Annotated in this window: 25 protein-coding genes; 9 read left to right on the forward strand and 16 right to left on the reverse strand. The window is 74.8% G+C overall.

The features are described from left to right. The coding region (locus tag ACFVYI_RS19140) for a carbohydrate binding domain-containing protein (RefSeq protein WP_387886893.1) at positions 1–847 on the forward strand (847 nt) is incomplete at its 5' end. Positions 848–990: 143 nt separating this feature from the next. After that, positions 991–2,136, forward strand: a complete 1,146-nt coding sequence (locus tag ACFVYI_RS19145) for a hypothetical protein (protein ID WP_387886895.1) — start codon at positions 991–993, stop codon at positions 2,134–2,136. Positions 2,137–2,172: 36 nt separating this feature from the next. On the opposite strand, the gene ACFVYI_RS19150 is transcribed toward ACFVYI_RS19145, so the two are convergent. The 7 genes from ACFVYI_RS19150 to ACFVYI_RS19180 form a co-directional block, all read right to left on the reverse strand. Then, positions 2,173–2,544 carry a hypothetical protein gene (locus ACFVYI_RS19150; RefSeq protein WP_387886897.1) on the reverse strand — a complete coding sequence of 124 codons (372 nt, stop codon included), beginning with the start codon at positions 2,542–2,544 and terminating at the stop codon, positions 2,173–2,175. A 59-nt stretch (positions 2,545–2,603) separates the two neighbouring features. Continuing rightward, a complete protein-coding gene (locus ACFVYI_RS19155; RefSeq protein WP_387886899.1) occupies positions 2,604–3,890 on the reverse strand; it encodes a multidrug effflux MFS transporter in 1,287 nt (428 codons plus the stop codon). A 137-nt stretch (positions 3,891–4,027) separates the two neighbouring features. Next, entirely contained in the window at positions 4,028–4,510 is a 483-nt protein-coding gene (locus ACFVYI_RS19160) for a hypothetical protein (RefSeq protein WP_387886901.1), read from the reverse strand. 247 nt (positions 4,511–4,757) lie between these two features. Beyond that, the gene (locus ACFVYI_RS19165; protein ID WP_387886902.1) at positions 4,758–5,636 is read right to left on the reverse strand and encodes an alkaline phosphatase family protein; all 879 of its coding nucleotides are present in this window, start codon (positions 5,634–5,636) and stop codon (positions 4,758–4,760) included. 145 nt (positions 5,637–5,781) lie between these two features. Further along, a complete protein-coding gene (locus tag ACFVYI_RS19170; protein ID WP_387886905.1) occupies positions 5,782–6,618 on the reverse strand; it encodes an ATP-grasp domain-containing protein in 837 nt (278 codons plus the stop codon). Next, positions 6,615–6,986: an ADP-ribosylation/crystallin J1 gene (locus ACFVYI_RS19175; RefSeq protein ID WP_387886907.1), complete on the reverse strand. Its 372-nt coding sequence runs from the start codon at positions 6,984–6,986 to the stop codon at positions 6,615–6,617. The genes ACFVYI_RS19170 and ACFVYI_RS19175 overlap by 4 nt, the downstream gene beginning before the upstream one ends. 100 nt (positions 6,987–7,086) lie before the next feature. Further along, positions 7,087–8,265, reverse strand: a complete 1,179-nt coding sequence (locus ACFVYI_RS19180) for an acyl-CoA dehydrogenase family protein (RefSeq protein ID WP_387886909.1) — start codon at positions 8,263–8,265, stop codon at positions 7,087–7,089. A gap of 119 nt (positions 8,266–8,384) precedes the next feature. Here ACFVYI_RS19180 and ACFVYI_RS19185 point away from each other — a divergent pair, with 119 nt between their 5' ends. Further along, positions 8,385–8,939, forward strand: coding sequence for a GNAT family N-acetyltransferase (locus ACFVYI_RS19185; RefSeq protein WP_387886912.1), 555 nt, complete (start codon positions 8,385–8,387; stop codon positions 8,937–8,939). A 52-nt stretch (positions 8,940–8,991) separates the two neighbouring features. Then, positions 8,992–9,312 carry a hypothetical protein gene (locus ACFVYI_RS19190; RefSeq protein ID WP_387886915.1) on the forward strand — a complete coding sequence of 107 codons (321 nt, stop codon included), beginning with the start codon at positions 8,992–8,994 and terminating at the stop codon, positions 9,310–9,312. A gap of 33 nt (positions 9,313–9,345) precedes the next feature. Here the strand turns inward: ACFVYI_RS19190 and ACFVYI_RS19195 are convergent, their stop codons facing one another. The 3 genes from ACFVYI_RS19195 to ACFVYI_RS19205 form a co-directional block, all read right to left on the reverse strand. Further along, on the reverse strand, positions 9,346–9,819 hold the full coding sequence (locus ACFVYI_RS19195) for a MarR family transcriptional regulator (protein WP_387886917.1): 474 nt from the start codon (positions 9,817–9,819) through the stop codon (positions 9,346–9,348). Positions 9,820–9,951: 132 nt separating this feature from the next. Then, on the reverse strand, positions 9,952–10,260 hold the full coding sequence (locus ACFVYI_RS19200; RefSeq protein ID WP_360631035.1) for an AzlD domain-containing protein: 309 nt from the start codon (positions 10,258–10,260) through the stop codon (positions 9,952–9,954). Then, positions 10,260–10,982 (reverse strand): AzlC family ABC transporter permease, encoded by a 723-nt coding sequence (locus tag ACFVYI_RS19205; protein WP_387886920.1) that lies wholly within the window; start codon positions 10,980–10,982, stop codon positions 10,260–10,262. The genes ACFVYI_RS19200 and ACFVYI_RS19205 overlap by 1 nt, the downstream gene beginning before the upstream one ends. Positions 10,983–11,189: 207 nt before the next feature. Between ACFVYI_RS19205 and ACFVYI_RS19210 the strand changes: the two genes are divergently transcribed. Then, positions 11,190–11,672, forward strand: a complete 483-nt coding sequence (locus ACFVYI_RS19210) for a helix-turn-helix domain-containing protein (RefSeq protein ID WP_387887072.1) — start codon at positions 11,190–11,192, stop codon at positions 11,670–11,672. A gap of 19 nt (positions 11,673–11,691) precedes the next feature. Here ACFVYI_RS19210 and ACFVYI_RS19215 read toward each other — a convergent pair whose 3' ends face one another. After that, positions 11,692–13,524, reverse strand: coding sequence for a cholesterol oxidase substrate-binding domain-containing protein (locus ACFVYI_RS19215; RefSeq protein ID WP_387887075.1), 1,833 nt, complete (start codon positions 13,522–13,524; stop codon positions 11,692–11,694). 230 nt (positions 13,525–13,754) lie between these two features. Here ACFVYI_RS19215 and ACFVYI_RS19220 point away from each other — a divergent pair, with 230 nt between their 5' ends. Next, positions 13,755–15,146: a class II fumarate hydratase gene (locus ACFVYI_RS19220; protein WP_387886921.1), complete on the forward strand. Its 1,392-nt coding sequence runs from the start codon at positions 13,755–13,757 to the stop codon at positions 15,144–15,146. A 193-nt stretch (positions 15,147–15,339) separates the two neighbouring features. On the opposite strand, the gene ACFVYI_RS19225 is transcribed toward ACFVYI_RS19220, so the two are convergent. Next, on the reverse strand, positions 15,340–15,810 hold the full coding sequence (locus tag ACFVYI_RS19225; RefSeq protein ID WP_387886923.1) for an SPW repeat protein: 471 nt from the start codon (positions 15,808–15,810) through the stop codon (positions 15,340–15,342). A gap of 238 nt (positions 15,811–16,048) precedes the next feature. On the opposite strand from ACFVYI_RS19225, the gene ACFVYI_RS19230 reads away from it, so the two are divergent. Together ACFVYI_RS19230 and ACFVYI_RS19235 are read left to right on the forward strand one after the other, a co-directional pair. Continuing rightward, on the forward strand, positions 16,049–16,606 hold the full coding sequence (locus tag ACFVYI_RS19230) for a PadR family transcriptional regulator (protein WP_387886926.1): 558 nt from the start codon (positions 16,049–16,051) through the stop codon (positions 16,604–16,606). 70 nt (positions 16,607–16,676) lie between these two features. After that, positions 16,677–18,377 carry an acyl-CoA dehydrogenase family protein gene (locus ACFVYI_RS19235; protein ID WP_387886929.1) on the forward strand — a complete coding sequence of 567 codons (1,701 nt, stop codon included), beginning with the start codon at positions 16,677–16,679 and terminating at the stop codon, positions 18,375–18,377. A gap of 155 nt (positions 18,378–18,532) precedes the next feature. Here ACFVYI_RS19235 and ACFVYI_RS19240 read toward each other — a convergent pair whose 3' ends face one another. From ACFVYI_RS19240 to ACFVYI_RS19250, 3 genes are all read right to left on the reverse strand, one after another. Then, positions 18,533–19,840, reverse strand: coding sequence for a M28 family metallopeptidase (locus tag ACFVYI_RS19240; protein ID WP_387887076.1), 1,308 nt, complete (start codon positions 19,838–19,840; stop codon positions 18,533–18,535). A 240-nt stretch (positions 19,841–20,080) separates the two neighbouring features. Continuing rightward, entirely contained in the window at positions 20,081–22,351 is a 2,271-nt protein-coding gene (locus ACFVYI_RS19245) for a sensor histidine kinase (RefSeq protein ID WP_387886930.1), read from the reverse strand. A 135-nt stretch (positions 22,352–22,486) separates the two neighbouring features. Beyond that, positions 22,487–23,122 (reverse strand): response regulator, encoded by a 636-nt coding sequence (locus ACFVYI_RS19250; RefSeq protein WP_387887077.1) that lies wholly within the window; start codon positions 23,120–23,122, stop codon positions 22,487–22,489. Positions 23,123–23,549: 427 nt separating this feature from the next. Between ACFVYI_RS19250 and ACFVYI_RS19255 the strand changes: the two genes are divergently transcribed. Beyond that, entirely contained in the window at positions 23,550–25,808 is a 2,259-nt protein-coding gene (locus ACFVYI_RS19255; RefSeq protein ID WP_387886932.1) for an ATP-binding protein, read from the forward strand. 142 nt (positions 25,809–25,950) lie between these two features. Here ACFVYI_RS19255 and ACFVYI_RS19260 read toward each other — a convergent pair whose 3' ends face one another. Further along, on the reverse strand, positions 25,951–26,130 hold the full coding sequence (locus tag ACFVYI_RS19260; RefSeq protein ID WP_387886935.1) for a hypothetical protein: 180 nt from the start codon (positions 26,128–26,130) through the stop codon (positions 25,951–25,953). Between the last annotated feature and the right edge of the window lie 252 nt (positions 26,131–26,382).

Raw genomic sequence — 26,382 nt, forward strand, 5'->3', positions numbered from 1 at the left:
CGGCAGCGTCACCGCCGGCGCCACCGCCACCCTGAACATCACCACCACGGCCTCGGTCGCGGCAGGGACGTACCCGCTGACCGTCACCGGCAGCGCGGCGTCGGGCTCCCACACCAGCAGCTACTCGCTGAAGGTGACGAGCACCCAGCCCGGCAACGACTTCTCCGTCGCGGTGAACCCGAACTCCGGCACCGTGGCCGCCGGTTCATCCACCAGCGCGACGATCTCCACCGCCGTCACGGCCGGGTCCGCGCAGAGCGTCAACCTCACCGTCACCGGCGCCCCGGCCGGCGTCACCGCCACCGTCACCCCCGGCAGCGTCACCGCCGGCGCCACCGCCACCCTGAACATCACCACCACGGCCTCGGTCGCGGCAGGGACGTACCCGCTGACCGTCACCGGCAGCGCCACCTCCGGCAGCCACACCGGCGGTTACACCCTGACGGTCACCGGGGTCACCCCGCCCGGCGGCCTGGTGAACGGCGGCCTGGAGACCGGCAGCCTCGCCCCCTGGACCTGCCAGAGCGGCGGCGCGGTGGTCGCCACCCCGGCCCACTCGGGCTCCCACGCCCTGCAGGCCGCGGCGACGGCCGGCCAGACCGGCCAGTGCGCGCAGACCGTGACGCTGTCGCCCAACACCTCGTACACGCTGAGCGGCTGGGTCCAGGGCAACTACGCCTACCTCGGTGTGAGCGGCGGTGCCACCGCCAGCACCTGGACGAACGCCTCCGGCTGGACCAAGCTGACCGTCCCGTTCACCACCGGCGCCTCCGGCACCGTGACGGTGTACCTGCACGGCTGGTACGGCCAGGGCAACGTCTTCGGCGACGACTTCAGCATCGCCTGACCCCGTCCGCGACACCCGACCGTCCCGCCGGGGGCGGCGCGACCTCCCGTCGCGCCGCCCCCGGCGGCCGTTCACGCGGGGTGGGGCGGTGGCGTCGCACCGGTCACTTCCGCCCCATCGGTCATGTCATAGGATCACCGACCATGACGGACGGGGCGGGGACGACGGGCAACACAAGGGCACCTGACGGGGCATCCGCCCCACCACCGGTCGGGACAGCGCCGGCCCCGCCGCCCGCCGGCCCGGCCGCCCACGCGCAGTACACCGGCGGCTCGCCCTACCTCACCGGGCCCGCCTCCCCGCACACGCCCGACTGGGCCACCATGGCCGAGCGGCACGAGGAGGAGATCCGACGCAGGAAGCGCCTGCGGGTGATCGGCGCCAGCGTGCTCGCGACCGCCCTGATCGGCGGGATGACGGCGACGGCCATCAAGGTGTCCGGCAGCGGCCGGGACGACCGCCCCACCGGCACCGTCACCCTCCAGCCCGGACCCACCACCGACGCGACCACCGCGACCACCGGCCCCGCCACCGACGGAACGCCCGCGCCCACCACCGCGCCGACCGGAACGCCCTCCCCCGGCGCCTCCGCCACCGGCAGCCCGTCCGCGACGCCCTCCCCCGGCAAGTCCGGCGCAAAGCCGAGCGGTACGGCCACCACCCCCGGCAAACCCGGGGCGAGCACCTCCCAAGGCGCTCCCCCGCCCGCCGTGCCGCCGGCCGCACCGCCCGCCGGTGCGCCCGCGCCGACCAGCAGCGCACCGCGCGATCCGCTGACGGTCATCTCCGAGGCCGCGACCGACACCGCCGCGCTCGACCCTGGCACCCTCTTCGCCGCCCCGAGCCTCACCATCGGCGGCCGCACCTGGACCCGGATCGCCACCGCCGCCACGGACACCTGCTGGCAGGCCACCACCGGCGGCCTGGGCGACGTGGTCAGTGGCCAGTCCTGCCGGAAGCTGCTGCGGGCGACGTACACCTCCGGCGACAGCGCGGTCACCGTCGGGGTGGCCGTCTTCGACCACAAACCGCAGGCGGACACCGCCGGCCAGGCCCACAAGGGCCAGGTCCAGGGCCTGACCACGCCCGACGGCATCGCCTGGTGCGTGACGGCCGGCTGCGCCAACACCCATACGACGATCGGCCGTTACGGCTACTACACGGTCTCGGGCACCTATCGCCCCGGCGGCACCACCCAGGACGCCGCCGCGACGGCCGCCGGCCCCGAGCTCGCCGCCTACGCCCGCGCCCGCCTGCTCGCCCGGGGCCAGGCCGCCGTCGGCGTCTGACAGCGACGCGATCGGCGACGCGCCCCTGCTTACCGCCTACACCCATCCCTCGTCGAGGTGGATCGTCCAGGTCCCTCCCACCGCCCTGTTCAGCTCGACCAGGGCCGCGACGTCCGCGATGACGGCCGGCGCGTCGGACAGCCGCAGGGGGGAGACCGGGACGCCGTGCCGGGTGTAGGTCGGCACCTCACCGCTGCAGTCGAAGGCGTGGAGCGGCAGGGGATCACGGCCGAACCATGCGGGGCGGTGTTCCTCCGCCCACGCGGCAGCCGCGTCGACGCGGTCCACATGTGCCAGCAGCTGTTCCGGGGCGGGCCCGCCGCAGAACTGTACGAGGAAGCCCTCGGCGTCGACGGCCCACCAGTCCCACGTGAATCCAGGTCGGGGGTGCCGCAGGATCGTCGCCATGGCACCACCGTATCCGGGCCGTCTCCGGGCCGTCTCCGGACCGGCGGCGGTGGGCAGCCTCAGGCGGCCCGGCCGACCGCGACGGGGCGCGCGGGGCGGCAGAGGGCGAGGTAGGAGACGGCGGACAGGACGGCACAGGCCAGGACGACCACCGCGAGGAGGACCGCCGACGGGCTGCCGCCGAGGCTGCTGAGCGGTGCGACCAGGGCGCCGCAGAGGAAGGTGCCGGTGCCGATCAGGGCGGAGGCGGAGCCGGCGGACCGCGGGGCGACCAGGCTGAGCGCCTGGGCGGCCGAGTTCGGGAGGATCACGCCGAGGCTGCCCATCAGGACGAAGAGCGCCGGGCAGACACCGGCCAGCCCGAGGTCCCAGACCGCCGTGAGCAGGACGAGCGCCACCCCCGCGGCGACCGCCGTGCCGAGGCCGGCCAGCATCAGCGCGCGGGCCGTGAACCGGCGGGCGAGCACCCGTCCGTTCAGCTGGGTGACGCCCACGATGGCGAGCGAGTTGAGGCCGAACAGCAGGCTGTAGGTCTGCGGCGAGACGTGGTAGACGTGCTGGAGCACCACCGACGAGCCGCTGATGTAGCCGAACAGCGCACCGAAGGCGAAGGTGCTGGTCAGGACGAGGCCGAGGAACGGCAGGTCGCGCAGGAGTCCGTTCATCGTGCGCAGGGTGGCGACGAGCCCGCCGCCGTGGCGGGCGGTGGGCGGCAGGGTCTCGCGCAGGGCGGCGAAGGCGACCAGGGTGAGCAGCAGGCCGAGCGCGGTGAGGGCGCCGAAGGTGCCGCGCCAGGAGGTGACGCGGAGCAGCTGGGCACCGACGATCGGGGCGAGGATCGGGGCGAGGCCGGATATCAGGCTGATCGAGGCGAGGAAGCGGAGCATCGCGACGCCCTCGAAGCGGTCCCGGGCGACGGCCCGGCCGATGACCAGGCCGGCCGCACCGGCGGCGCCCTGCACGAAGCGGGCCGCGATCAGGACCGGCAGGGTGGGGGCGAGGACGCACAGGACGCTCGCCAGGGTGTAGACGACCAGGCCGACGAGCAGCGGCGGGCGGCGGCCGAAGCGGTCGCTGAGCGGTCCGAAGATCAGCTGGCCGGCGGCGACCCCGAACATCGAGAAGGTCAGGGTGAGCTGGACCGCGGCCGGTTCGGCGGCGAGGTCGTCGGCGATCGCCGGCAGGCCGGGCAGGTAGAGGTCGGTGGTGAGCGGGCCGAGGGCGACCAGACCGCCGAGCACGGCGACGGTGCTGCGGCCCGGGGCGGCTCCGGTCCGACCGGAGCCGGCGGCCGGGGCGGGGGCGGTCGACGTCTCGCCGGCGGGACCGGCGGTCGGACCAGGCATGGGGCTCCTCACGGGACGGGCGCTGGGTTTGTCCACGCTCCGTCCTACCCCAGCGGCCCGCCCGGGCGATACCCGGGGTGGGCCGCGCGGCCCACTCCGGCCGGTGTGGGCCGCCCGCTACGCGGCCGCCCGGCGGCTCAGTGCCTGGCGGCCGACTGCGCCCGCAGGGCGGCCTGGACGGCGGCCCCGTCCTGCCAGGCGTAGAGCTGGTTGCCCGTCAGGGTCACGTCGTAGTGCCCGCACGAGCCGCTGATCTTCGAGGAGACGCCCTCGGGGAACCAGCCGGCCTTCATGGTGGCCGGCACCGGGTGGACGCCCCTGCCCGGCTGGGCGGTGACGCAGCCGGCGGGCAGCCGCCCGTCCGGCAGGGTGGCGCGCAGCAGTCGGTCGTCGCCGGTGGTGGACATCAGGTAGTGGACGCCGGAGGCGTTGTCGGGCAGCCAGGACGGTACCGCGTGGCGGTCGGCCTTGGCGGCGCTGCCGGTGGCGTAGGTGGCCTGCTCCTGGTGGCGTCCGTCGTACCACTCGGAGACCCGCGGGCCGACCGCCACGGCGGCGACGGCGACGGCCATGCCCGTGCCCGCGACTCCGAGTACGACCTTGCTCAGGATGCCGTTCATGCCCGCCCTGCCCTCTCCCTGTTCGGTCCCGTCCCCGGTGCCCGGCGCCGCGCGAACGGCGCCCGGTCCACCGGGGTGTCTCCATCCTGACCCGTCGTGGGCTGCCGCGGCGTCACCACGAGGTCGCGACCGCACCTGCGACCTTGGGGGTACGGTCTCCACCTTCAGGGGTACACGGGGCGCCGCCGTCTCGGGGTTCACCCCCGGTACGGCGGTGCGGGCGGGCCGTTCGCGGGCCCGACGGGCGTCAGCGGCCCGCCGGAACGGGTGCGGCGACCGGGAACGGCCGGCCGTCCAGAGTCCAGTGCGGGTCGATGGGCCGCCCGAGGGAGGCGTACACCTGGGCGGCGACGTCCGGGTGGCGGATCTCCCCGGTGGGCGGGGCGGCGGGGATGCCGGGACCGGCGCAGGCGACCCAGGCGGTGCGCTCCTCGGGGGTGCGGCCGCCGTGCCCGCCGGCGTCGACATGGCCGTGGTCGGTGACGACGATGACGGTCCACGCCTCGTCGGCGTGGCCGGGCCGGCCGCGCACCGCGTCGAGCAGCCGGCCGAGGCGCTCGTCGGCGGTGCGCATCGAGGCCCGGTACTCCGCGCCGCAGCCGAGGAAGTGGGCGGTCTCGTCGACGGCGCCGAGGTAGACGAAGGAGGCCTCCGGGTCGGCCGTGGCGAGGACGTGGACGGCCTCCCGGGTGACCTCCTCGTCGACGGCCTCCCAGGCCTCGGGGGTGTCCTCGGCGGGGGCGACGTAGCAGAGCCGGCCGGGGGCGCGGAACAGCGGGCCGCCGGACTCGTTGATCACCAGCGGGTCCCAGCCGGCGGCCACGAAGGTGCGGCGGCGGTCGCCGCGCGCGAGGCGGGTGGCGAAGTCGGGGAAGACGTCGAGCCGGTTGCCGCCCAGGTGGTTGCCCCAGACGCCGTGCTTGGCGGGCTCGACGCCGGTGACGATGGTGGCCCAGCAGGGGCCGGACATGGTGGGCGTGGACTCCGCGACCGTGACGGGCGCCAGGAACCCGGCCCCGGACACCTCCGCGAGCCGGGGCATCGGGACCTCCTCCAGCAGGTCGAACCGGACGCCGTCGATGCCGACGACGAGGACCCTGGGCCGGGGCGGCAGAGCTGTGGACATGGTGGGGGCGGTTCCTTTCACGGTGCGTCCCGGTGGCGCCCGCGCGGGCGCCACCGGTCGCGTCATGCTGCCCGGCCCGCCGGACCGGCCGGTGTCGCCGGGTGGAACGGCGGGTGGCCGGGCCGTGTCGGGCCGACGGCCGGGCTCACCCCGGAGCGCCCCCGTGCGGGCCGTCCGACCCGCCGCCACCTCGGACGAACCGCCGGTCGGCCGGGCGCAGCGCGGCGGCCGGGCCCGCCGCGCGCAGCACGACGTCCAGCGCCCGGGCCGGGTCGGCGGCGTAGCAGTGGGCGAACCACGGCAGGTTCGCCTCGACGACGGCCCAGCGCTCGCCCGGGTCGTACGGGTCGAGCAGCGGGCCGACGTCCAGCACCACGGCGCTGGGCAGGGTGTCGCCGACGGCGGTGAGCAGGCGGCGGGCGAAGCCGGTGGCCTCGTCGGTGAGCGGCCCGGGGTCGAGCCGGCCGAAGCGGGCGTAGCGGCTGCCGGTGACCACCTCGCCGTCCAGGACGAACAGCCGGTACTCGGCGCCGAACGTCACCGGGTCGCTGACCAGGACGGGCGTGTCGGGCCCGATCCGCTCGCCGTGCCGGGGCAGCCGGGAGCCGTCGGAGTAGACGGCCGGCGGGAGGGACTTGTCGGCGGGCGGCTTCACGAAGGCCGGTCGGCGCAGCGTCCAGGCCTCGGCGAGGGTGGTCAGCTCGATCCGCCGGCCGGTGAACTCCTCCGGCAGCCGGGCCGGCCAGTCGTCCGCCGGTTCCAGCAGGGCGAGGCCGAGCCGGTCGGCGATCCGGGCGGCGGCGAGCGGGCCGCCGTACCAGTGGACGGGACGCCCGGCGAGGCGGTCGAGGACGGCGGGGCCGGTGAGTTCGGCGGTCGCCAGGCCGCGTGCGGCGGCGGCCCCGGCGAGCAGGACGGTGGTGCCGGTCCGCTGGGCCGAGGTGAGCAGGACGGGGCCGGCGGCGTCGCGGACGGCCGTCACGGCTGCGGCCGGAACGTGTGGACGACCTCGATGCGGCCGACGATGTGCCGGTTGAACTCCTCCAGCTCCTCGGCGGGTACCCAGAGTTCGAGGATGGTGCGGCCGCCGGCCTGTCGGACGGGGTAGCGGGCCAGGAAGGCCGCGTCGACCTCGAACCGGGTGACGTGGCCGACGCCGGAGGCGGGGACGTTCCAGTCCCGGGCGATCCGGATCGCGTAGTCCTCGTTGAGCACCGGGTAGAAGATCGGCTGGTCGGGCAGTCGGGGCGGCCAGGCCCGGTGCCCCGACGCCTCGACCAGGGCCAGCTCCTCGGGACCGGTGGGGCGCCAGAGGGTGGTGGTCGCGGGGGTGGGGGTCGGGCTGTTCATGGGAGCCGACGGTAGCCGGGCCGCCGCCGGCCCGGCCACCGGATTTCGGGGCGGGCCGGCGGCGCCGCGGTGGCCCGGCCCGCCCCGCCCCGGGAGTCCGTCAGCGGTAGGCCGACTCCCCGGTGATGGCCTCGCCGAGGACCAGGGTGTGGATCTCGCTCGTCCCCTCGTAGGTGAGCACCGACTCCAGGTTGTTGGCGTGCCGCAGCACCGGGTACTCGGTGGTGATGCCGTTGGCGCCGAGGACCGTCCGGGCGCTGCGGGCGATCTCCAGCGCGGTGCGCACGTTGTTGAGCTTGCCGAAGCTGATGTGCGCCGGGCGGGCCGCTCCCTCGTCCTTGAGCCGGCCGATCCGCAGGGCGACCAGGTAGGCCTTCTCCACCTCCAACATCATCTCGACGAGCTTCTGCTGGGTGAGCTGGAAGCCGGCGATCGGCCGGTCGAACTGGATCCGGCTCCGGGCGTAGTCGAGGGCGGTGGTGTAGCAGTCGCGGGCGGCGCCGACGGTGCCCCAGAGGATCCCGTACCGGGCCTCGCCGAGGGAGGAGAGCGGCCCCCGCAGGCCGGTGACGCCGGGCAGGACGGCGTCGGCGGGCAGCACGACCTCGTCGAAGGCCAGCTCGCTGGTGACCGAGGCGCGCAGCGACAGCTTGCCGTGCACGTCGGTGGCGGTGAAGCCGGGGGTGCCGGGCTCGACCAGGAAGCCCCGGACGCCCTCCTCCGTCTGCGCCCAGACGACGGCGACGTCGGAGATGCTGCCGTTGGTGATCCACATCTTGGAGCCGGAGAGCACCCAGTCGCCGCCCCTGCGGCGGGCCCTGGTCCGCATGTTGGCCGGGTCGGAGCCGAAGTCCGGTTCGGTGAGGCCGAAGCAGCCGATGAGTTCGCCGGCGGCCATGCCCGGCAGCCAGCGCTCCTTCTGCTCCTCGGAGCCGTAGGCGTGGATCGAGCGCATCGCGAGCGAGCCCTGGACGGAGACGAAGGAGCGCAGCCCGGAGTCGGCGGCCTCCAGTTCCATGCAGGCGACCCCGTAGGCGACGGCGGTGGAGCCGGTGCAGCCGTAGCCGTCGAGGTGCATGCCGAGCACGCCGAGGGCGCCCAGTTCCGGGGCGAGTTCGCGGGCCGGGAAGACGCCGCGTTCGAACCAGTCGCCGATGTGCGGGCGGATCCGCTCGTCGGCGAACTTCCGTACGGTGTCGCGGATCAGCCGCTCCTCGTCGGTCAGCAGGTCACCGACGGCGAGCAGGTCGGCCGGGTCGATCCGGGTCGGCTTCGCCATGGAAGCTCCTTGTAGTCTCGGCGGGCACCGGTCCGGGCCGGTACGGGTACCGGCCGCGCGCGGGTACCGGCGAGTATGGCGCACGGAACCGGGCTCCGGACGAGGACGAAGGAGTGAGCATGTACACAGTTGCGCGGCTGACGGCGGACGGGCTGGCCGACGCGGTGGAGCAGTTGGCCGGGCTGCTGGTGGACACCGTCGAGGCCGGCGCCTCGCTGGGTTTCCTCGCTCCGCTCGACCCCGCCGACGCGACCGCCTGGTGGCAGGCGCTGGCCCCCGACGTCGCGGCCGGGCGGCTGCTGCTGTGGGCGGCCCGCGCGGACGCGGACGGCCGGATCGCCGGGACGGTCCAGCTGCGCCCGGCGGTGACCGCCAACGGCCGGCACCGGGGCGAGGTGGCCAAGTTGATGGTCGGTCGGGCGGACCGGGGGCAGCGGCTGGCCGGGCGGCTGCTGGCGGCGCTCGAAGCGGCGGGCGCCGAACAGGGCCTGCGGCTGCTGGTACTGGACACCGAGACGGGCAGCCCCGCCGAGCGGATGTACGAGGCGGCGGGCTGGACCAGGGTGGGCACCGTACCCGACTACGCGACGGACCCGGCGGGCGTACCGCGCCCGACCACCCTCTTCTTCAAGACCCTCCCGCCGCGGGCGGGGGCGACCCCGGCGCTAGGGTGATCGTTTGATCGTTTCCGGAAGACCGGACGAGAATCCGAACGAGGGGTGGAGCATGGCGCGCTGGGCACTGGTCGTCCAGGAGACCGAAGGCGTCGGCAACGACCGGATCTGGGGCACCAAGGTGCTGGCCGAGATCGAGGGCGACCGTGAGGAGGCGCTCGCCGAGCTCCGGCGGCTCGTCCCCACCTACACCCCGCAGCACCCGTTCAACAGTCGCCGGCGCACCCTGCTGCGGGACGGCGACACCTATCTGCTGATCTCCCAGGGCAGCATGCGGGACTACCACTGCGTGTTCCGGGTGTGGGAGCTGCTCTGGGACAGCGAGCGGCCCGAGATCCAGCAGGAGCGCCTGGTCAACCGCGCCCGGGGCTGAGCCCGGCCTGCGGGCGCGTCCCGGCCGGCCGGGTCAGGTGGGCAGGTCGGCGTCGCCGCCGAGGTTGGCGACCATGCGGCGCAGCACGTTGAGCGCGGCGGCCCATTCGCCGGCCGGGATGCCGTCGTGGATCCGCTCGTGGGCGGCGGCGAGGCGGTGCCGGGCCCGCTGCCGGCCGGCCTCGCCGGCCTCGGTGAGGGTGAGGCCGTTCGCGTCCTCGGTGAGCCAGCCCCGGTCGAGCAGATCGTCGAGGACCAGGTCGAAGTCGACGGCGGGAACGATGCCGACGGCGTACGGGCGGAGCTTGTCGGCCAGGGCGGCGCGCTGCCAGCCGCCGGGCTCGCCGGCCACGTGGTTGAGGGTCCACCAGTGGGGCTGGGCGAGCCGCTCCTCGGCGAGTTCGCCCCTGATCCGGGCGAGGACGAGCCGGGCGGTGACGTCGCTCCAGTAGCCGATCGGCTGGGCGGCGAGCCGGGCCTCGGGGTAGTCGCGCAGGTGAATGGTCATGGCGGGCGGACCTCCGGTGAGTGGACTCGGACGACGCCGCCCACGCTAGGAGCTGAAGTCCGCTTGAGGTCAAGCCCGGCCGCTCCCGTGACGAGCCGTCGGCCACCGGGGCGCACGGGCGGCCGGACCGCCTCAGGCGACTCCGCAGAGCCGCAGGACGGCGGTGGTCGCGGCGCCCGCCACCACCACGACCGGGAACGGCGCGCGGCGCAGCGCGAGCAGCCCGGCGACCAGGACGCCGGCCGGCCGGGCCCAGCCGGCGAAGCCGTGCCCCTGGGTGAGGGCGCCGGTGGCGACGAGCGCGACCAGCAGCACGGCGGCGGCCACGGCGAGCAGGTGGCGCAGCCGGTCGGAGAGGGTGAACCGGTGGCCGAGGGCCGGGCCGGCGAGGCGGAACGCGTAGGTGCCGGCGGCCAGCAGGAGGACGGCGAGCAGGGGCATCAGCGGACTCCCTCGGTGGCGGCTGCGGGGCTCGGGTCGACGACGGCGGGCGCGGCGGGGCCCCGCCCGGCGAGCAGCAGGCCGAGGAGGGCGAGCAGGACGGGCAGGCCGGCCGGCAGGTAGGGGGTGGTGGCGACGGCGACCACGGCGCCGGCCAGGGCGGCGGCCCGGGTGCGCCGGTCGGTGAGCGAGGGCAGGACGAGGGCGAGCAGGACGGCCGGGAAGGCGGCGTCCAGCCCGAGCGCGTCGGTGTCGCCGATGAGGCCGCCGGCCGCCGCGCCGACCACGACGGCGATGTTCCAGACCGCGAACAGGGCGACGCCGCAGAGCCAGAACGCGGCCCGGCGCCGGCGCCGGTCGGGCTGGAGCAGGGCGAAGGCGACCGACTCGTCGGTCATCAGCTGGGCACCGAGCAGCCGGCGCCACCGCGGGCCGTCGAGCACGTCGGCGACGGTGAAACCGAAGGGCAGCAGACGGGCGTTGAGTACCAGGCCGGTCGCGACGGCGGCGAGCGCGCCGCCGCCGGAGAGGACGACGCCGACGGCCGCGAACTGGGCGCCACCGGCGAAGACCAGCACCGACATGGCGATCGGCAGCCAGAGCGGCAGGCCGCCGGAGACACTGATGGCGCCGAAGGAGGCGCCGACCAGGGCGTCGGCGACACAGACCAGGGCGATGTCCCGCAGCGTGGCACGGTCGAGTGTTCGGAGGAGCGAACGCATGTCCAGTAGAGTGAACCCGATGGGTGTCGTTCGTCAAGGCGAACGCCTGGACCTGTGGAGCGAACGCGAATGAGTGCGAACACCGCCGGCGACAGCGACCGGCGCAGCGGGGCCGACCGGACCGCCGGCCCGGGCCCGACCGGCTCGGAGCTGATCGGGCTGATCGCCGCCTCCATCCGGCGCGAACGCGAGCGCGCCGACCTGTCCATGGCGGAGCTGGCCCGCCGGGCCGGGATCGCCAAGTCCACGCTCTCCCAGCTGGAGTCGGGCGCGGGCAATCCGAGCGTGGAGACCCTCTGGGCGCTCGGCGTCGCCCTGGACGTGCCGTTCAGCCGGCTGGTCGACCCGCCGCGGCCGGTGGTGCGGGTCATCCGGGCCGGCGAGGGGCCGGTCACCCACTCCGAGCGGGCCGACTACGCCGCCACCCTGCTGGCCTCCTGCCCGCCGAACGCGCGCCGCGACATCTACCGGATCGAGGCGCAGCCGGGCGAGCCCCGGGCCTCCGACCCGCACATGCCCGGCACGGTGGAGCACGTGGTGCTCAGCTCCGGCCGCGCCCTGGTCGGCCCGCCGGCGGACCCGGTCGAACTCCACCCGGGCGACTACATCAGCTACCCCGGCGACGCCCCGCACGTCTTCCGCGCCCTCGCCCCGGACACGGTGGCGGTCATGGTGATGGAGCACGTCTGACCCGCCGGGCGGCGCCGGGTCAGGACGTCAACAGCGTGTCCAGGAAGGGGTTGCCGAAGACCCGGTGCGGGTCGTGGCGGTCCAGCACGGTGATCGCCTCGTCCCAGCCGGGGCCGCCGCCGTCGCGCAGGCTGGCGGGGACCACCCGGCCGAGCACGTCCGGATCGGCCCAGGCGGCGTCCGCGGTGTACGCCCAGCCCTTGGACCACTCGACGCGCAGGCCGGCCCGGGTGCCGTCGAAGGCGCGCAGCAGGAACTGCTCCAGGTCGCGGGCGAAGCGGTGCAGGCCGGGGGTGCCGGGGAGGCTGAGGACGTCAAGCCAGACGGCGGTGTCCCACTCGGGACGGTCGGGGCGCGGGCGCAGCGCGGAGAGCAGCGGCGGCCGCGCGCCGGGGACGCCGCTGGCGGCCGGGTCGTCCAGGCCGGTGACCCGGATCTCCACCGCGCCGTTGATCGGGAACTCGCCGCGCGCCTGGTACTCGCCGAGCAACTGCCGGTAGTAGGAGGCGAACTCGGAGACCACCCACTGGAGGTCGGCGCGCCGGGCGAGTACGGCGTAGCCGTTGGCGGTGACCCGCAGGGTGGTGGGGCGGACGTACTGCAGCAGGGTGCGGGAGGGGCCCCAGAGGTCCGAGCGCAGGCCGCCGGCGAGCAGGTGGGTGAGCAGGTCGCCGGAGAGCAGCTCGCGGAGCAGGCCGCCGGAGAGCAGCACGTCGGTGATGTCCCCGGTGAGGGCCACCTTGGCGATGAGGTACTGGAGTTGGCCGAACAGCGGGGCCGATCCCCAGGCCCCGGCGACGAGTTGGCCGGCGAGCCGGGCGACCGGCTCCGGGATGCTGTCGGAGAAGGGGTAGTTGTAGGGCTCGTCGACGGCGCGGGAGCCGAACGGGCGCGACGGGGCGACGCTCCAGGTCTTCAGCCAGGGGCGGTCGGTGCAGGCGAACCAGATCGCCTCGGCGCGCCCCTCGCGGTCGACGAAGTCGGCGAAGGTGCGCGGGCGGCCCAGGACACCGCCCGAGCTGCCCGGACGGGCGAAGAGCTCGGTGGCCGGGATGTCCAGCCGGCTGACGCAGCGCAGCGGCACGTCGGGGCCGGCCCGGAGCACCACCTCGGTGACGAAGGCCCGGCCGAGGTGGACCAGGAACGCGGCGCTGTCGGCCTCGGAGCGGTCGAACGTGCGCAGGGCGTAGCGGCCGGTGGCCGGGTCGTGGACGACGGCGGTGAGCCGGGTGACCTGGTTGCTGACCGAGCCGTAGCCGTGGCCGTCGGGGCGGATCTCGCCGGTGGCCGGGACGGCGGTGCCGTGGCCGCCGATGGCGAGCACGCCGCCGACGGTGAGCTCACCGGGCGCGGGGCAGTTGGCGACGCCGAGGCCGCGGTCGGCCAGGTGGGCGAGCAGGCTCTCCATGGTGGCGCCGGTCTGCACCCGGACGGTGGTCGGCGAGTCGGCGGCCAGGGCGGTGAGGTGGCGGGTGGTGTCCAGCAGCAGGACCCGGGCGGACTCGGGGGTGGCGTCGGCGACGGTGAGCGGCGCCCAGGTGTGCCGGTACCCCTGGGCGCGCAGCCGCCAGCCGTGGGCGTGCGCCCAGTCGGCGAGCAGCGGGACCTCCTCGGGCGTGCGCGGGGCGCAGGTCCAGAGCTGGTCGGTGCGGACCTCGCCGGACCAGTTCTGGTAGACCCGCTGGTACAGCTCGGTGCCGGCGGGCAGGCCGGGCGGTGCCGGGGTGGCGGCCTGCGCGCCGTCCGGTCCGATCGTGCCGCGCAGCAGCCAGGCGGCCGTGCCGAGGGCCGCCGAGGCCCCGAGCAACTCCCGCCTGCTCAGACCGTCCCCGTCGCGCCGCGCTGTCGCCATGTCCGCCCCCTGCTCGGTGATCGTCTCCCCCGGTGCGTGCACGAGCGTACGAAGCGGGCGGGCGCGATCGGGCGAGCACGTCGTGATCTTCACTCTTTCGAGTGAAGCTCGTCCGGTTCGCCCGTCACACGCGGAAATACCGGGGGCCCGCGCGCGGCTGTCGTGTGCGCAGACCGTACCCGGCCCGGGGAACCGACCCGACCGGGGCCGACCAGGAGGTGCAGCGCGCGATGGGTGAGCAGGAGTTCCGGACCGAGCACGATTCGATGGGCGAGGTCCGGGTACCGGCCGCCGCCAAGTGGCAGGCGCAGACGCAGCGGGCGGTGGAGAACTTCCCGGTGTCGGGCCAGCGGCTGGAGCGGGCCCACATCGCGGCGCTGGCCCGGATCAAGGCCGCCGCGGCCCGGGTGAACGCCCGGCTCGGGGTGCTGGACGAGGAGACGGCGGAGGCCGTCGTGGCCGCCGCCGAGGAGGTCGCCCAGGGGCAGTGGGACGACGAGTTCCCGGTGGACGTGTTCCAGACCGGCTCGGGCACCTCCTCCAACATGAACGCCAACGAGGTGATCGCGACGCTGGCCGGCGAGCGGCTCGGCCGGCCGGTCCACCCCAACGACCACGTCAACGCCAGCCAGTCCTCCAACGACGTGTTCCCGTCCTCGATCCACATCGCGGCCACCACCGCCGTCACCCACGACCTGATCCCGGCCCTGGAGCACCTGGCGGAGGCCCTGGAGCGGAAGGCCGCGGAGTTCTCCCAGGTGGTGAAGTCCGGCCGGACGCACCTGATGGACGCCACCCCCGTCACCCTCGGCCAGGAGTTCGCCGGCTACGCGGCGCAGGTCCGGCACGGGCGGGAGCGGCTGCTGGCGACGCTCCCCCGGGTCGCCGAACTGCCCCTCGGCGGCACGGCGGTGGGGACGGGCATCAACACCCCGCCCGGGTTCGCCGCCGCCGTGATCGAGGAGGTGGCCCGGGCCACCGACCTGCCGCTGACCGAGGCCCGCGACCACTTCGAGGCGCAGGGCGCACGGGACGGCCTGGTCGAGCTGAGCGGCCAGCTCCGCACCGTCGCGGTCGGCTTCACCAAGATCGCCAACGATCTGCGGTGGATGGGCTCCGGTCCGCGCACCGGCCTCGGCGAGATCAACCTGCCGGACCTCCAGCCGGGTTCGTCGATCATGCCCGGCAAGGTCAACCCGGTGCTGCCCGAGGTGGTGCTGATGGTCTCGGCCCAGGTGATCGGCAACGACGCCACCATCACGGTGGCCGGCGCGAGCGGCAACTTCGAGCTGAACGTGATGCTCCCGGTGATCGCCCGCAATGTGCTGGAGTCGATCCGGCTGCTCGCCAACAGCGCCCGGCTGCTCGCCGACCGCACGGTGGACGGCATCACCGCCAACGTCGAACGGGCCCGCGAGTACGCCGAGTCCTCGCCCTCGGTGGTCACCCCGCTGAACCGCTACATCGGCTACGAGGAGGCCGCCAAGGTCGCCAAGCAGGCACTGGCCGAACGGAAGACGATCCGTCAGGTGGTACTGGAGCGCGGCTACCTGGAGCAGGGCAGGCTCACCCGGGAGCAGCTGGACGAGGCCCTCGACGTGCTGCGGATGACGCACCCGTAGCAGGCCCGCCCCGGCGGGACCGGCCCCCGGCCGTAGCCGGCTCCCACCCGCAGCCGGCTGCGGCGGCCCCCCGCGGCCACCCCCGGCGCACCTCGCGTACGACGCGCGGGGGCCCGCGCCGCGCACCACGTGCGCCGGGGCGCGGAGGGCGACCTCACCGCTCCGCGCCCCGGCTCGGGGCTGCCGTGTGGCGTCAGCCCTTGGACCGCCCGGCCCGGCCGCGTCGCATCGACGCGCCGTTCGACGTCATGGTGGCCATGGAGATCGCGGCGAGCCCCAGCAGGAACATCACGGCGCCCGTGATCAGGCAGGTCACGATGTTCTTCCCGCGGTCGACCTCTCCGGACACCACCCAGGGGGAGGCGATCGTCCAGGCACCGAGCAGGGTCGCCGCCCAGGCCCGTGCGTGGGTGCGCTCGTACGCCGAGCCGTACCCGGCCATCAGCACGCAGTAGGCGAGACCCACGATCAGGCAGGTGACGGTCAGCGTGCTGAAAGCGGTGAAGCCGACGATCCATGGCGAGGCCGCCAGGAACAGACCGGCAAGAACGGCCAGGGCCTCGACGGCCTGGGCCCGCGGGGTCAGGGTGACCCGCTCGTAGTGCTCCCGTAGTTCGACGATGTCCGGATGGTGCTCCATGCCCATCGGAATCTGGGTAGACACCGATACCACCTCCTCGGTCCGGCACGTGGAAGGTGCCGGCCAAGTTCTATTTTGGCGCCGATCTGCCGTTTTGCACCTTTTCTCCCCGGAAGTTACCCTGGCGCACCCTCGCCGACGCCCAGGTCCTCGCCGGCGCCCACCGGCGACGCCCGCCGCCACGGCGCGCCACGGTGAGCTGCGTCTCACCCGCGCGGGGCGCCCTTGCCTATGCAACTCGTTGCATAGCAGGATTCCGCCCATGGCACTGGAGCACGCGATCCTCGTCTCACTGCTGGAGCAGCCCGGCTCCGGCTACGAGCTGGCCCGGCGGTTCGACCGCTCGATCGGACGCTTCTGGACCGCCACCCACCAGCAGATCTACCGGGTGCTGCGGCGGATGGAGGCGGACGGCTGGATCTCGTCCGAGGAGGTCGCCCAGGACGGCCGGCCGGACAAGAAGGTCTACTCCGCGGCCGACCCCGGCCGGGTGGCGCTGGCGGGCTGGCTGCGCGAACCGGTCGAGCCGGAGACCGTCCGGCACGAGCTGGCGGTCAAGATCCGCGCGGCGGCCTTCGACGACCCGGCCGCCCTGATCTCCGAGGTCGCGCGGCACCGCGAGGGCCACGCCGCCCTGCTCGCCCGCTACCTGCACGGCGAGCAGCGCGACTTCCCCGACCCGGCCGTCCTCGACGCCCGGCAGCAGTTGCAGCACGTGGTGCTGCGCGGCGGCATCGAGTACGAGCGGATGACCCTCGCCTGGCTGGACGACGTGCTCGCCACCCTGCACCGCCTCGCCGCCGACCGGACCGGGCACTGACCCCGCTCCGCCGACGGCCGAGAACCCACGCCCCACCCGATCGCCACCCTCGACCCCCCGGGAGCCCGTGATGCTCTTCAACCCGCGCACGTACGACCCCACCCAGTTCGACGAGCCGACCCGCCGGCTGCTGCGCGCGACCGTGGACTGGTTCGAGTCCCGCGGCAAGAAGGCGCTGATCGACACCTACATCGACCGCACCTGGTACGCCGACTTCCTCGAATTCGCCGCGAAGGAAGGCCTGTTCGCGGAGTTCCTGACGCCCTCCTCGGCCGACCCGGACAAGCGCTGGGACACCGCCCGGATCGCCGAGCTGAACGAGATCCTCGGCTTCTACGGGCTGGGCTACTGGTACACCTGGCAGGTCACCGTCCTCGGCCTCGGGCCGGTCTGGCAGAGCGAGAACGAGGCCGTCCGGGCCCGCGCCGCACAGCTCCTGGCGGACGGTCACGTGATGGCGTTCGGACTCTCCGAGCGCAGCCACGGCGCCGACATCTACTCCACCGACATGATCCTCACCCCGGACGGCGAGGGCGGCTTCACCGCCACCGGCCCCAAGTACTACATCGGCAACGGCAACGTCGCCGGCCTGGTCTCGGTGTTCGGCCGCCGCTCGGACGTCGAGGGCCCGGAGGGCTACGTCTTCTTCGCCGCCGACAGCCGCCACGAGGCGTACCACCTGGTCAAGAACGTCGTGAACGCCCAGATGTACGTCAGCGAGTTCCGCCTGGAGAACTACCCGGTGCGCGCCGAGGACGTGCTGCACACCGGCAAGGCCGCCTTCGACGCCGCGCTGAACACCGTCAACGTCGGCAAGTTCAACCTCTGCACGGCCTCGGTCGGCATCTGCGAGCACGCGATGTACGAGGCCGTCACGCACGCCCGCAACCGGGTGCTGTACGGCAAGAACGTCACCGACTTCCCGCACGTGCGGCGCGAGTTGACCGACGCCTACGCCCGCCTGGTGGCGATGAAGCTGTTCTCCGACCGCGCGGTGGACTACTTCCGCAGCGCCTCGCCCGAGGACCGTCGCTACCTGCTCTTCAACCCGATGACCAAGATGAAGGTCACCACCGAGGGCGAGAAGGTCATCGACCTGATGTGGGACGTCATCGCGGCCAAGGGCTTCGAGGCGGACACCTACTTCGACAAGGCGGCGAAGGACATCCGCGGTCTGCCGAAGCTGGAGGGCACCGTCCACGTCAACCTGGCGCTGATCCTCAAGTTCATGGGCAACTACCTGTTCAACCCGGCCGACTACGCGCCGGTGCCCACCCGGCTGGACGCGGCCGACGACGAGTTCCTGTTCCGCCAGGGCCCGGCCCGCGGCCTCGGCGCGATCCGCTTCCACGACTGGCGCACCGCGTACGACGCGTTCGCGCACCTGCCGAACGTGGCCCGCTTCCGCGAGCAGGCCGACGGGTTCTGCGACCTGCTGCTGACCGACGCGCCGAGCGAGGAGCAGCAGGCCGACCTGGACTTCCTGCTGGAGATCGGCCAGCTCTTCGCGCTCATCGTCTACGGCCAGCTGGTGCTGGAGCAGGCCGAGCTGACCGGGCTGGACGCGGACCTGCTGGACCAGGTCTTCGACGCGCTGGTGCGGGACTTCTCGAAGCACGCCACCGAGCTGCACGGGAAGGCCTCGACCACCGAGGCGCAGGCGGCGTGGGCCCTGGCCAACGTCCGCCGCCCGGTCGCGGACGGCGAGCGGGCCGCGAAGGTGTGGGCCATGGTCGAGGCGCTGTCGGGCGCGTACGAGATGCGTCCGTAGCGGCGCGGGGGAACGGAGCCGTTGCGGCCCCACCGGGGCGGGGCCGCGGCGGCTCCACCCGGGCGGGGCCGCGGCGGGCTCACGGAGCGGGGGGTGCCGGCGGCGGCCGGCACCCCCTTCCTACGCGTTTCGCCCGCCCGGGTGGGGCGCCCGGGTCAGAAGGTGAGCTTCCAGCTGTCGATGTAGCCGGTGTCCTGCTGCCCCACGTCCTGGACCTTCAACTTCCAGGTGCCGTTGGCGGGCACCGCGGAGGCGTTGACGGTGTAGGTGGTCTGCACGTTGGGCGCGGAGTCGCTGCCGCTGGAGTTCTTCAGCCGGAAGGCGGTGCCGTTCGGCGCGACCAGGTCGATCACCAGGTCGCCGCGATAGGTGTGCTTGATGTCGACCGCGACCTGGAGGGCGGCGGGCGCGTTGCCGGTCCGGCCGGTGACGGCGAGGTCGGAGGTCACCGCCGCGCCGTAGTCCGGGATCTGCACGTCGGCGGTGGTCTCGAAGACGGTGCCGGTGGGCGGCGTGGTGGTGCCGGCCGAGAGGGTCCAGATCGCGTAGGCGATGGCGTCGCTCATCCGGTCCAGCGCGGTGTCGTTGATGTTGGCGCTGGTGTCGCACGAGGAGTGGTAGCAGCGGTCGAACGCCTGGCCCGCCGTGCCGCCCCACTTGGCCGCCTGGGCACTGGTCTTGGTGTAGTCGGCACCGCTGAACAGGCCGCCGACCCGGATGCCGGCGTCCTGGAACGGGGCGTGGTCGGAGCGGCCGTCGCCCTCGAAGTCCTGCTCGGTGCTGATGCCGATACCCGCGAAGTAGTCGCGGAACAGCGCGTCCAGCGCGGTGTCGTAGCGGTACGTGAAGTAGCCCGGGTTGGGGGAGCCGATCATGTCGAAGTTCAGATACGTCTCGATCTTCGAACGCTCGGCGGCGGGAAGGCTGTTGACGTAGTTCTTGGAGCCGACCATGCCGTACTCCTCGGCGCCCCACCAGCCGAACCGCAGGTGCTTGGTGGGCTGGAGCCCGGCCCGGGAGACGGCCAGCGCGGTCTCCAGGATGCCGGCCGAGCCGGAGCCGTTGTCGTTGATCCCCGGACCGCCGGTGACGGAGTCCAGGTGGGCGCCGGCCATCACGACGTGCGAGGTGTCGCCGCCCGGCCAGTCGGCGATGAGGTTGTAGCCGGTCGAACCGTTGTAGGTGAAGGTCTTCAGCGAGGTGGTGAAGCCCGCCGCGTCCAACTTGCCCTTCACGTAGTCGATCGACGCCTTGTAGCCGGTGCGGCCGTGGGCGCGGTTGCCGCCGTTGGCGGTGGCTATCGACTGCAGCTGGGCCAGGTGCGCCTTGACGTTGGCGACCGGGATGTCGGGGGCGGCGGCAGCGGCCCGGGGGGCCGCGGGGGCCACCGGGGCGGCGGGGGCCGCGACGGCGGCCGGGGCGAACAGGGCGGCGGCGAGTGTGACGACCGCCCCGGTCGACAGGGCGGATCGGCGCAGGCGGGATCGCCGCGAGGCGCGCTCGGTCAATGGAGGCTCCAGATTCTGGTGGGGCAGAACGGAAGCGCACAGCCTCGCGGGTGGCCGTCGGGTCGAAGGGGCGGCCGGGTTGGGGTCCGGCCGGGAGCGGGACCGACCGGGACAGCCCGGCCGGAATGCGGTGACAACGGGGGCACGGCCGCGAAGTTGACGCGACCATGATGATTGGGCCAACCCCGGCTGCCGTCAAGGGGCCCGCCGGGGGCGGTCCGCTCCGTCCGTGGTCGGAGCCACCACTTCGGGCACGACCGGCATGCGCGGCAGCACCGCCCGGACGAGGGCGCCGCCGGGGTGGTTCACGGCCGCGAAGCCGCCGCCCAACTCCTCGGCCCGCTCGGCCATCGAGCGCAGCCCGAGCCCCGAGCCGGACCGGTCGACGCCGCCGTGGCCACGGCCGACGGCACCACCGGTGGCACCTCCACCGGCACCGCCGTCACCGGTGAACTCCGGGAAGCCCCGGCCGTCGTCCCGGGCCTCGATCACCACCTCGTGCGGGCGGACCCGCAGCGTCAACCGGGCCTCGGTGGCGCCCGAATGGCGCAGGACGTTGTTCAGCGCCTCGCCGCCGATCCGCAGCACCGCCACCTCGACCGCGGCCGGCAGGGCGGGCGGCGGGTCCGGGTCGAGCTCCAGGCTCAGCCTCACCCGCTCCCCGTCCAGCCCGGCGACCAGGCGCCGCAGGGCCTGCGCCAGCCCCTCCCCGGCCAGCGTCGCGGGCGCCAACCCCTCGGTGATCCGCCGCAGTTCGACGATCGCCTGACCGATCCCGGCCGACACCGCGCGCAGCGAGCGGGCGGCCGGCGAGTCCGCGGGGACGGCGGCCCGCGCGGTGTCGATGCCGAGCCGCAGCCCGGACAGGGTCGGCCCGAGCCCGTCGTGCAGGTCGTGCCGCAGCCGGCGCCGCTCCTCCTCCCGAGCCAGCACGATCTGCCGCCGCCCGGACTGGACTTCCTCGTACATCCGCAGCGAGGCGATGGCGGGCGCGGCCTGATCGGCGAGGAAGCGCAGCACCTCGTGGTCCTGGGCGTCCAGCACGGGCTGCCCGGCCCGCGGTGGCGCATAGAGGTCGCCGATCACCGACCCCTCGTAACTGAGCGGGAACACCTGGCTGTTGGGACCGATGACGCCGACCGAGGCGAGTTCGTGCGGACCACTGCTGGTGTGCAGGACCACCCTCGCCCCGGGCAGACCGAGGGCGTCGACCACGGTGTCGCACAGCAGCGGCGGCGCATCGGCGGGGCTGACGGCCCGGCTGAGCCGCTCGGCGAGCGCGCGCACCACCTGGTAGGGCCTGGCCCGGTCGCCGTAGTAGAAGCGGTCGACGGCGCGGACCACCCAGCGGGTGGTCGGACCGAGCAGCCCGCCGATGGCGAGCGCCCCGGCCGCCAGGAGCTGGGCGCCGGCGGTACTGGCCTGGGGCAGCGCGCGGCGCAGCAGCAGCGCGATGCCGAGGTAGCCGGCGATCAGCACGGCGGTGAGGGCCAGGACGCTGAGCATCCGCCTGGTCGCACGGTCCAGGTAGCGCGAGCGGTCCCGGGTGAAGGCGTAGCCGACCGCACCGAGCATCCACAGGGCCGAGCCGGTGAAGTAGGCCACCGCCGCGATGCTCTCGGAACTCCCCAGCCTGAGCGCGATATTGGTGGTGACCAGCCAGATCAGATAGGGGACGAGCACCGCCGCGACCGTCCGGTGCGGGCGGTCCGAGCGGTGCCAGCGCACCGCGGCCACCGTCAGGCTGACCACGACGAGCGCCCAGGAGACCAGGGTGACCCGCCACTCGTCGAGCGGCAGCCCCTCCCCCCGCGGCACCAGGACGTCGCCGAAGTAGGGCAGCGGCACCCCGAGCCGGACCACGCACGCATGGCAGGCGCTCCAGAGCGCCACCACGACCACGAAGCCCCGGCCCGCGGGGCCGCCGGGCAGCCGGCCGCCCGGGAGCCAGAGCGGCAGGGCGATGGCCAGGAAGACGAACAGGGTGACGGAGGCCAGCAGCAGGGCCGCGCCGACGGCCTCCGCCACCGGGCCGGCGCCGGCCGCGGCGGCGGCGAGCAGCACGAAGCGGGAGAGGCAGCCGCCGAACCCGGCGGCCAGCAGGACCAGTCCGAGGCTGAGCCCGGGCGGCCCGACGGCCCGATCGATACCCGCACCGGGGCCGGGGCCGGTGCGACCGGTGGGGCCGACAGGGCGGGCAGGGCGGGCAGGGCCGTCGAGGCCCGGCGGGGAGGCGTCGGGCCCGGCCCGGTGGGCGAGGACGAGCAACCCGGAGAGCGCGAAGCCGAAGCCGAGCAGCACCGTCTCACCGTCGTGCAGGAAGAACGCCTCGGCCCACGGGGCGTCCTGGTGGACGAGGGCCAGCAGCACCCAGCCGAGGCCGCAGAGCAGCGTCCCGGCACAGACCCAGTACGCCCGGATCAGGCCGGCCTGCCGGGTGGTGGTGACCGGGGCCGGTTCGCTCATGTGGGCCTCCTCCCCCGCATCCTCGGCTTCCTGGCGTCCCGGGCGCGCGGGACGGCGGTCCGGTCCCTGCCCCGGCTGCCGCGCCGGCCCGGTCGCGGCCCCCCGCGCGGCGGGCAGGGCCCGACGGCGGTCGGCTCAGCCGTCGCCCAGGCCCATGTCCCGCGCCCGGGCCACCGCCTCGGCGCGGGTCGCGACGTGCAGCTTCTCGAAGATGTGCGTCACGTGGTTGCGGACCGTCTTCTCCGCCACCACCAGCTCCCGGGCGATCCGGCGGTTGTCCAGCCCGCGCGCCACCAGGTCGAGCACCTCCGCCTCGCGCGCGGTGAGCGCGGGGAACAGCTGCCCCGCCTCGCGCAGTCGGGCCCCCGCCAGCAGGGCGGTGATCCGGCCGGCCACGTCCGCGCCGAACACCGCGCCGCCCGCCGCGACCGTCCGCACCGCGTGCAGCACCTCCTCCCGGCCGGCGCCCTTGACCAGGTAGCCGCGGGCGCCCGCCTGGAGCGCGGCGAGCAGGCTGCCGTCGTCGTCGGCCATGGTCAGCATCAGCACCGGCGGGGACGGCTGCTGCTCGGAGAGCCGGCGCGCGGCCTCCAGCCCGGAGCCGTCGGGCAGGGAGAGGTCCATCACGACCACGTCCGGACGGCTCCGGGCGACGGCGGCCGACACCTCGCCGACCCGCTCCGCCTCCGCCACCACGGCGATCCCCTCGGCGCTCTCCAACGCGGCTCTCAGGCCCTCCCGGAACAGCGGGTGGTCGTCGACGATCAGCACCCGGACCGGGGAGGCGTCCCGCTGCTCGCCCGGGACGCCGGCGACGTCCGGGGCCCCCGAGGCGCCCGGGGCCCCTGAGGTGTCCAGGGATCCCGAGATGCCCGCGGGGCGCGAGGTGTCCGCATCGCCCGGGTCGCCCGGGCCGCCGAAGGGGCCGCCCGCGCCCGACGGCGCGGCCCGGGGCCGATCGTCCGGCTGCGGGGCTGGCGGTACGACGGGGTGCTGTTGGTCCACCCGGCCGACACTACCAGCGATGCCGCAGTGACTTTCCGTGACATGCGCAGATCGCCGCCCCGGCGGCGGCCGGTCGTGCGCAGGACGAGACCGCTGCCCCATGCGCCCGGGACGGCGGGCGGCCGAGACTGGAACGGTGCCCGGCGAGCGGCTGTCGACGGACCACACCCCCAGCCCGTTTCGAGGCGGTGCCATGATCACGGTGATCCCTCCCCGGCCCCGGACGCCCGCCCGGCCCACCCCCCGCCGGACGCCCGCCCAACGCCAGCTCACCGGCGCCGCGATCTGCACGGCCCTCTGTCTGGCCGTCGCCACCCTCTGGACCTGCTACGTGCTCGTCCACCTCGGCGCGCCCGGCGTGGACCGCCCCCGGGACCAACTCGCCATCCTGCTCTACGCGCTGCCCACCGCCGGCGCCGGGATGCTGCTGCACGCCCACCGCCCGGGCAGCCCGCTCGGCTGGGTGATGCTGGCCTACGCCCTCACCTCGATGCTGCCCAGCGCCGCCGGGGCGCCCGTCTGGGTGGAGGTCTCCGACCCGGGCATCGTCGGGGCGGTCGCGGTGCTGCGGTCGGTCTGCGACACGATCAGCCAGACGCTGTTCTACGTCCTGCCGCTCTGGCTCCCTTACGGACGGCTCACCGACCGCCGGTGGTGGCTCTACATCGGCGCCGTCGCGCTCTGGGAGATCCCGGACGGCCTGTCGTTCCTGAGCCGTCCGACCGCCTACGGCCGGCCCGATCCGCTCGCCGACAGCGCGCCCGCCCACGTCCTCGGGTCGGTCTCGGACCATCTGGACGGTCTCTACGACCCGGTGAACTACCTTCTGGTCGGCATCGCGGCCGCCGTCCTGCTGTCCCGGCTGCTCCGCCCCTCCCCCCGCCCCGAGCGGGACCGCAGCGGTGCGCCCCGGCCGCAGCACCCGGCCCACCGGGCGCACGTGGCGGGCATGCTGGGCGCGTACCTGCTCTGGGCCGGCCTGCAGGACTACTACGCCCGCAGCTTCCAGGACGACTACTGGCTCAGCTACTCGCTGTTCACCGCCGCCGGCGCGGTCTGGGCGGTCGCCGTCGCCCGCCTGGTGATCCGGGACGGCGGCTGGCGGCTCGACCGGGCGGCCCGGTCGGTCCTGACCGGGCTGCTCCTGGCCACCGGACTGACCACGCTGTTCGTGGTGTCGGCCGCCGTGCTGTCCGGCTGGCTGGTCCCGGGCCGGAGCGCGGCCGGACTGACGCTGATCGCCCTGGTGTTCGGGCTCGGCGCCGCGCTGCCCCGGGCCGCCCGGTGGGCGGTCGGGCTGGTCGACCGCCTCTACTACGGCGACCGCGCCCAGCCCTACCAGGTCCTGCGCACCCTGGCCGGACGGGTCCGGCAGGTGGTGGACCCGGAACGGCTGCCGGCCGTGCTGTGCGGCACCGTCGCGGAGGAGTTGCGGCTGCCCGGGGTCGCACTGAGCGTCACCACCCGGGCCGGGCCGCGCCCGCTGGCCGCCGTGGGCCGGACGGACGGCCCCGGCCGGTCCTTCGCCCTGGTCCACCGCGGCACCACGATCGGGGAGTTGACGGTCGGGCTGCGCGAGGGCGAGGAGCGGCTGGAGGCCGGCGACGTCGACATCCTGCGCTCGCTCGCCGACCAGGTCTCCCCCGCCGTCGCCTCGCTGCGGTTGCAGGAGGACCTGCAGGCGAGCCGGGAGCAGATCGTCGCGGCCCGGGAGGAGGAGCGGCGCTGGCTGCGCCGGGACATCCACGACGGCCTCGGTCCCGCGCTGGCGGGGTTGCGGCTGCGGGTGGACAACGCCGCGTCGGCGGCCGCGGCCGGGTCGGCGGACCCCGGGGCGGCGGGAGACGCACGGGAGGCCGGGGAGGCGGGGCGGGTACGGGGCGGGGCCGCGGCGTGCACCGGTGCGGACGTGGCACGGGCGCTGGTCGGGATCTCGGGGGACCTCGCGATGGCGATCAAGGAGGTCCGGCGGATCACCGACCGGCTCGGGCCCGCCCCGCTCGGCGAGTTCGGGCTGGCACGGGCGGTCCAGCAGCTCGCCCTCACCTTCAGCGGTGCCGGACTCGCCGTCACCGCCGCGCTGACCCCGGACCCGCTGCCCGCCCTGCCGGCCGCCGTCGAGGTGGCGGTCTACCGGATCACCGCCGAGGCACTGAACAACGTCCTGCACCATGCCCGGGCCGGTCGCGCCGAGGTGGTGGTCCGGGTGGACGACGAGACGCTGACGCTGACCGTGCAGGACGACGGGGTCGGCTACCGGCGGGCGGACGGCGACGACTCGCGCGCGCCCTCCGGCGGCGAGGGGAACGGGGTCGGGATCCGGTCGATGGCCGACCGGGCGGCGGAGATCGGCGGCAACTGCACGATCGGACCGCTGCCGCTGGAGCACGGGACGCGGGTGAGGGCGGTGCTCCCCCGCTTCCCGTCGCGGGGCGGGCCCGGGGCGGTGTGAGGAGCGCCGGCGGGGGGCGGTGGCCGCCGGCGTCGCGACGGTCTCCGCCCCCGGTGCCGAAAGCACCGGGGGCGGAGGCGGGATCGGGGGTTCGGAGTTCGACGGGGGACGGGGGACGGGGGACGGGGGACGGACAGCAGGTTCAGCGTTTGCAGTCCTTCTCGCCGGGCTTGCACCGCTTGGTCGTACCGCCGGCCTCGGGCGCCGGACCGGACGTGGCCGGCACGCCGACGACGGCGTTCCTGCACACGACGGTCGCCGCGGCGAAGCCGACGAGTACGGACGCGACGCAGAGCGTCTTCGTTGCCGTGTTCGTTGCCATGAGTGGTGCTCCAGATTCTTCGTCTTCCGAGCGGTTCGAGCCGATCGGCCGCTCTGCCTCCACCCTGCGCGGGCCCCCGCCCCGGACGCATGGGCCCGCCGTCCCGTTCCGGTCCCACGGCCCACGACCCACGACCCACGACCCACGACGGGCCCGCCGGTCGAGCCGACGGGAGTCCGCACGGGTCGGGGTGGGAAACAGGGCGACGGAGCGATGCGGAGCTGTGCGGTACGGCGAGCGGGCTCGGTCATG

The sequence above is a fragment of the Kitasatospora sp. NPDC058218 genome (assembly GCF_042882445.1).
In the GTDB taxonomy this organism is placed as follows: Bacteria; Actinomycetota; Actinomycetes; order Streptomycetales; family Streptomycetaceae; genus Kitasatospora.

Bases quoted from the DNA above. Each gene is read 5' to 3' on its own strand.
- ACFVYI_RS19155 (WP_387886899.1), bottom strand. From the start codon at position 3,890: ATGCCTGGTCCGACCGCCGGTCCCGCCGGCGAGACGTCGACCGCCCCC.
- ACFVYI_RS19200 (WP_360631035.1), bottom strand. From the start codon at position 10,260: ATGCCCCTGCTCGCCGTCCTCCTGCTGGCCGCCGGCACCTACGCGTTC.
- ACFVYI_RS19190 (WP_387886915.1), top strand. From the start codon at position 8,992: ATGGCGCGCTGGGCACTGGTCGTCCAGGAGACCGAAGGCGTCGGCAAC.
- ACFVYI_RS19245 (WP_387886930.1), bottom strand. From the start codon at position 22,351: ATGAGCGAACCGGCCCCGGTCACCACCACCCGGCAGGCCGGCCTGATC.
- ACFVYI_RS19255 (WP_387886932.1), top strand. From the start codon at position 23,550: ATGATCACGGTGATCCCTCCCCGGCCCCGGACGCCCGCCCGGCCCACC.
- ACFVYI_RS19185 (WP_387886912.1), top strand. From the start codon at position 8,385: ATGTACACAGTTGCGCGGCTGACGGCGGACGGGCTGGCCGACGCGGTG.
- ACFVYI_RS19145 (WP_387886895.1), top strand. From the start codon at position 991: ATGACGGACGGGGCGGGGACGACGGGCAACACAAGGGCACCTGACGGG.
- ACFVYI_RS19175 (WP_387886907.1), bottom strand. From the start codon at position 6,986: ATGAACAGCCCGACCCCCACCCCCGCGACCACCACCCTCTGGCGCCCC.
- ACFVYI_RS19205 (WP_387886920.1), bottom strand. From the start codon at position 10,982: ATGCGTTCGCTCCTCCGAACACTCGACCGTGCCACGCTGCGGGACATC.
- ACFVYI_RS19195 (WP_387886917.1), bottom strand. From the start codon at position 9,819: ATGACCATTCACCTGCGCGACTACCCCGAGGCCCGGCTCGCCGCCCAG.
- ACFVYI_RS19215 (WP_387887075.1), bottom strand. From the start codon at position 13,524: ATGGCGACAGCGCGGCGCGACGGGGACGGTCTGAGCAGGCGGGAGTTG.
- ACFVYI_RS19165 (WP_387886902.1), bottom strand. From the start codon at position 5,636: ATGTCCACAGCTCTGCCGCCCCGGCCCAGGGTCCTCGTCGTCGGCATC.
- ACFVYI_RS19180 (WP_387886909.1), bottom strand. From the start codon at position 8,265: ATGGCGAAGCCGACCCGGATCGACCCGGCCGACCTGCTCGCCGTCGGT.
- ACFVYI_RS19230 (WP_387886926.1), top strand. From the start codon at position 16,049: ATGGCACTGGAGCACGCGATCCTCGTCTCACTGCTGGAGCAGCCCGGC.
- ACFVYI_RS19235 (WP_387886929.1), top strand. From the start codon at position 16,677: ATGCTCTTCAACCCGCGCACGTACGACCCCACCCAGTTCGACGAGCCG.
- ACFVYI_RS19160 (WP_387886901.1), bottom strand. From the start codon at position 4,510: ATGAACGGCATCCTGAGCAAGGTCGTACTCGGAGTCGCGGGCACGGGC.
- ACFVYI_RS19210 (WP_387887072.1), top strand. From the start codon at position 11,190: ATGGCGGAGCTGGCCCGCCGGGCCGGGATCGCCAAGTCCACGCTCTCC.
- ACFVYI_RS19220 (WP_387886921.1), top strand. From the start codon at position 13,755: ATGGGTGAGCAGGAGTTCCGGACCGAGCACGATTCGATGGGCGAGGTC.
- ACFVYI_RS19150 (WP_387886897.1), bottom strand. From the start codon at position 2,544: ATGGCGACGATCCTGCGGCACCCCCGACCTGGATTCACGTGGGACTGG.
- ACFVYI_RS19260 (WP_387886935.1), bottom strand. From the start codon at position 26,130: ATGGCAACGAACACGGCAACGAAGACGCTCTGCGTCGCGTCCGTACTC.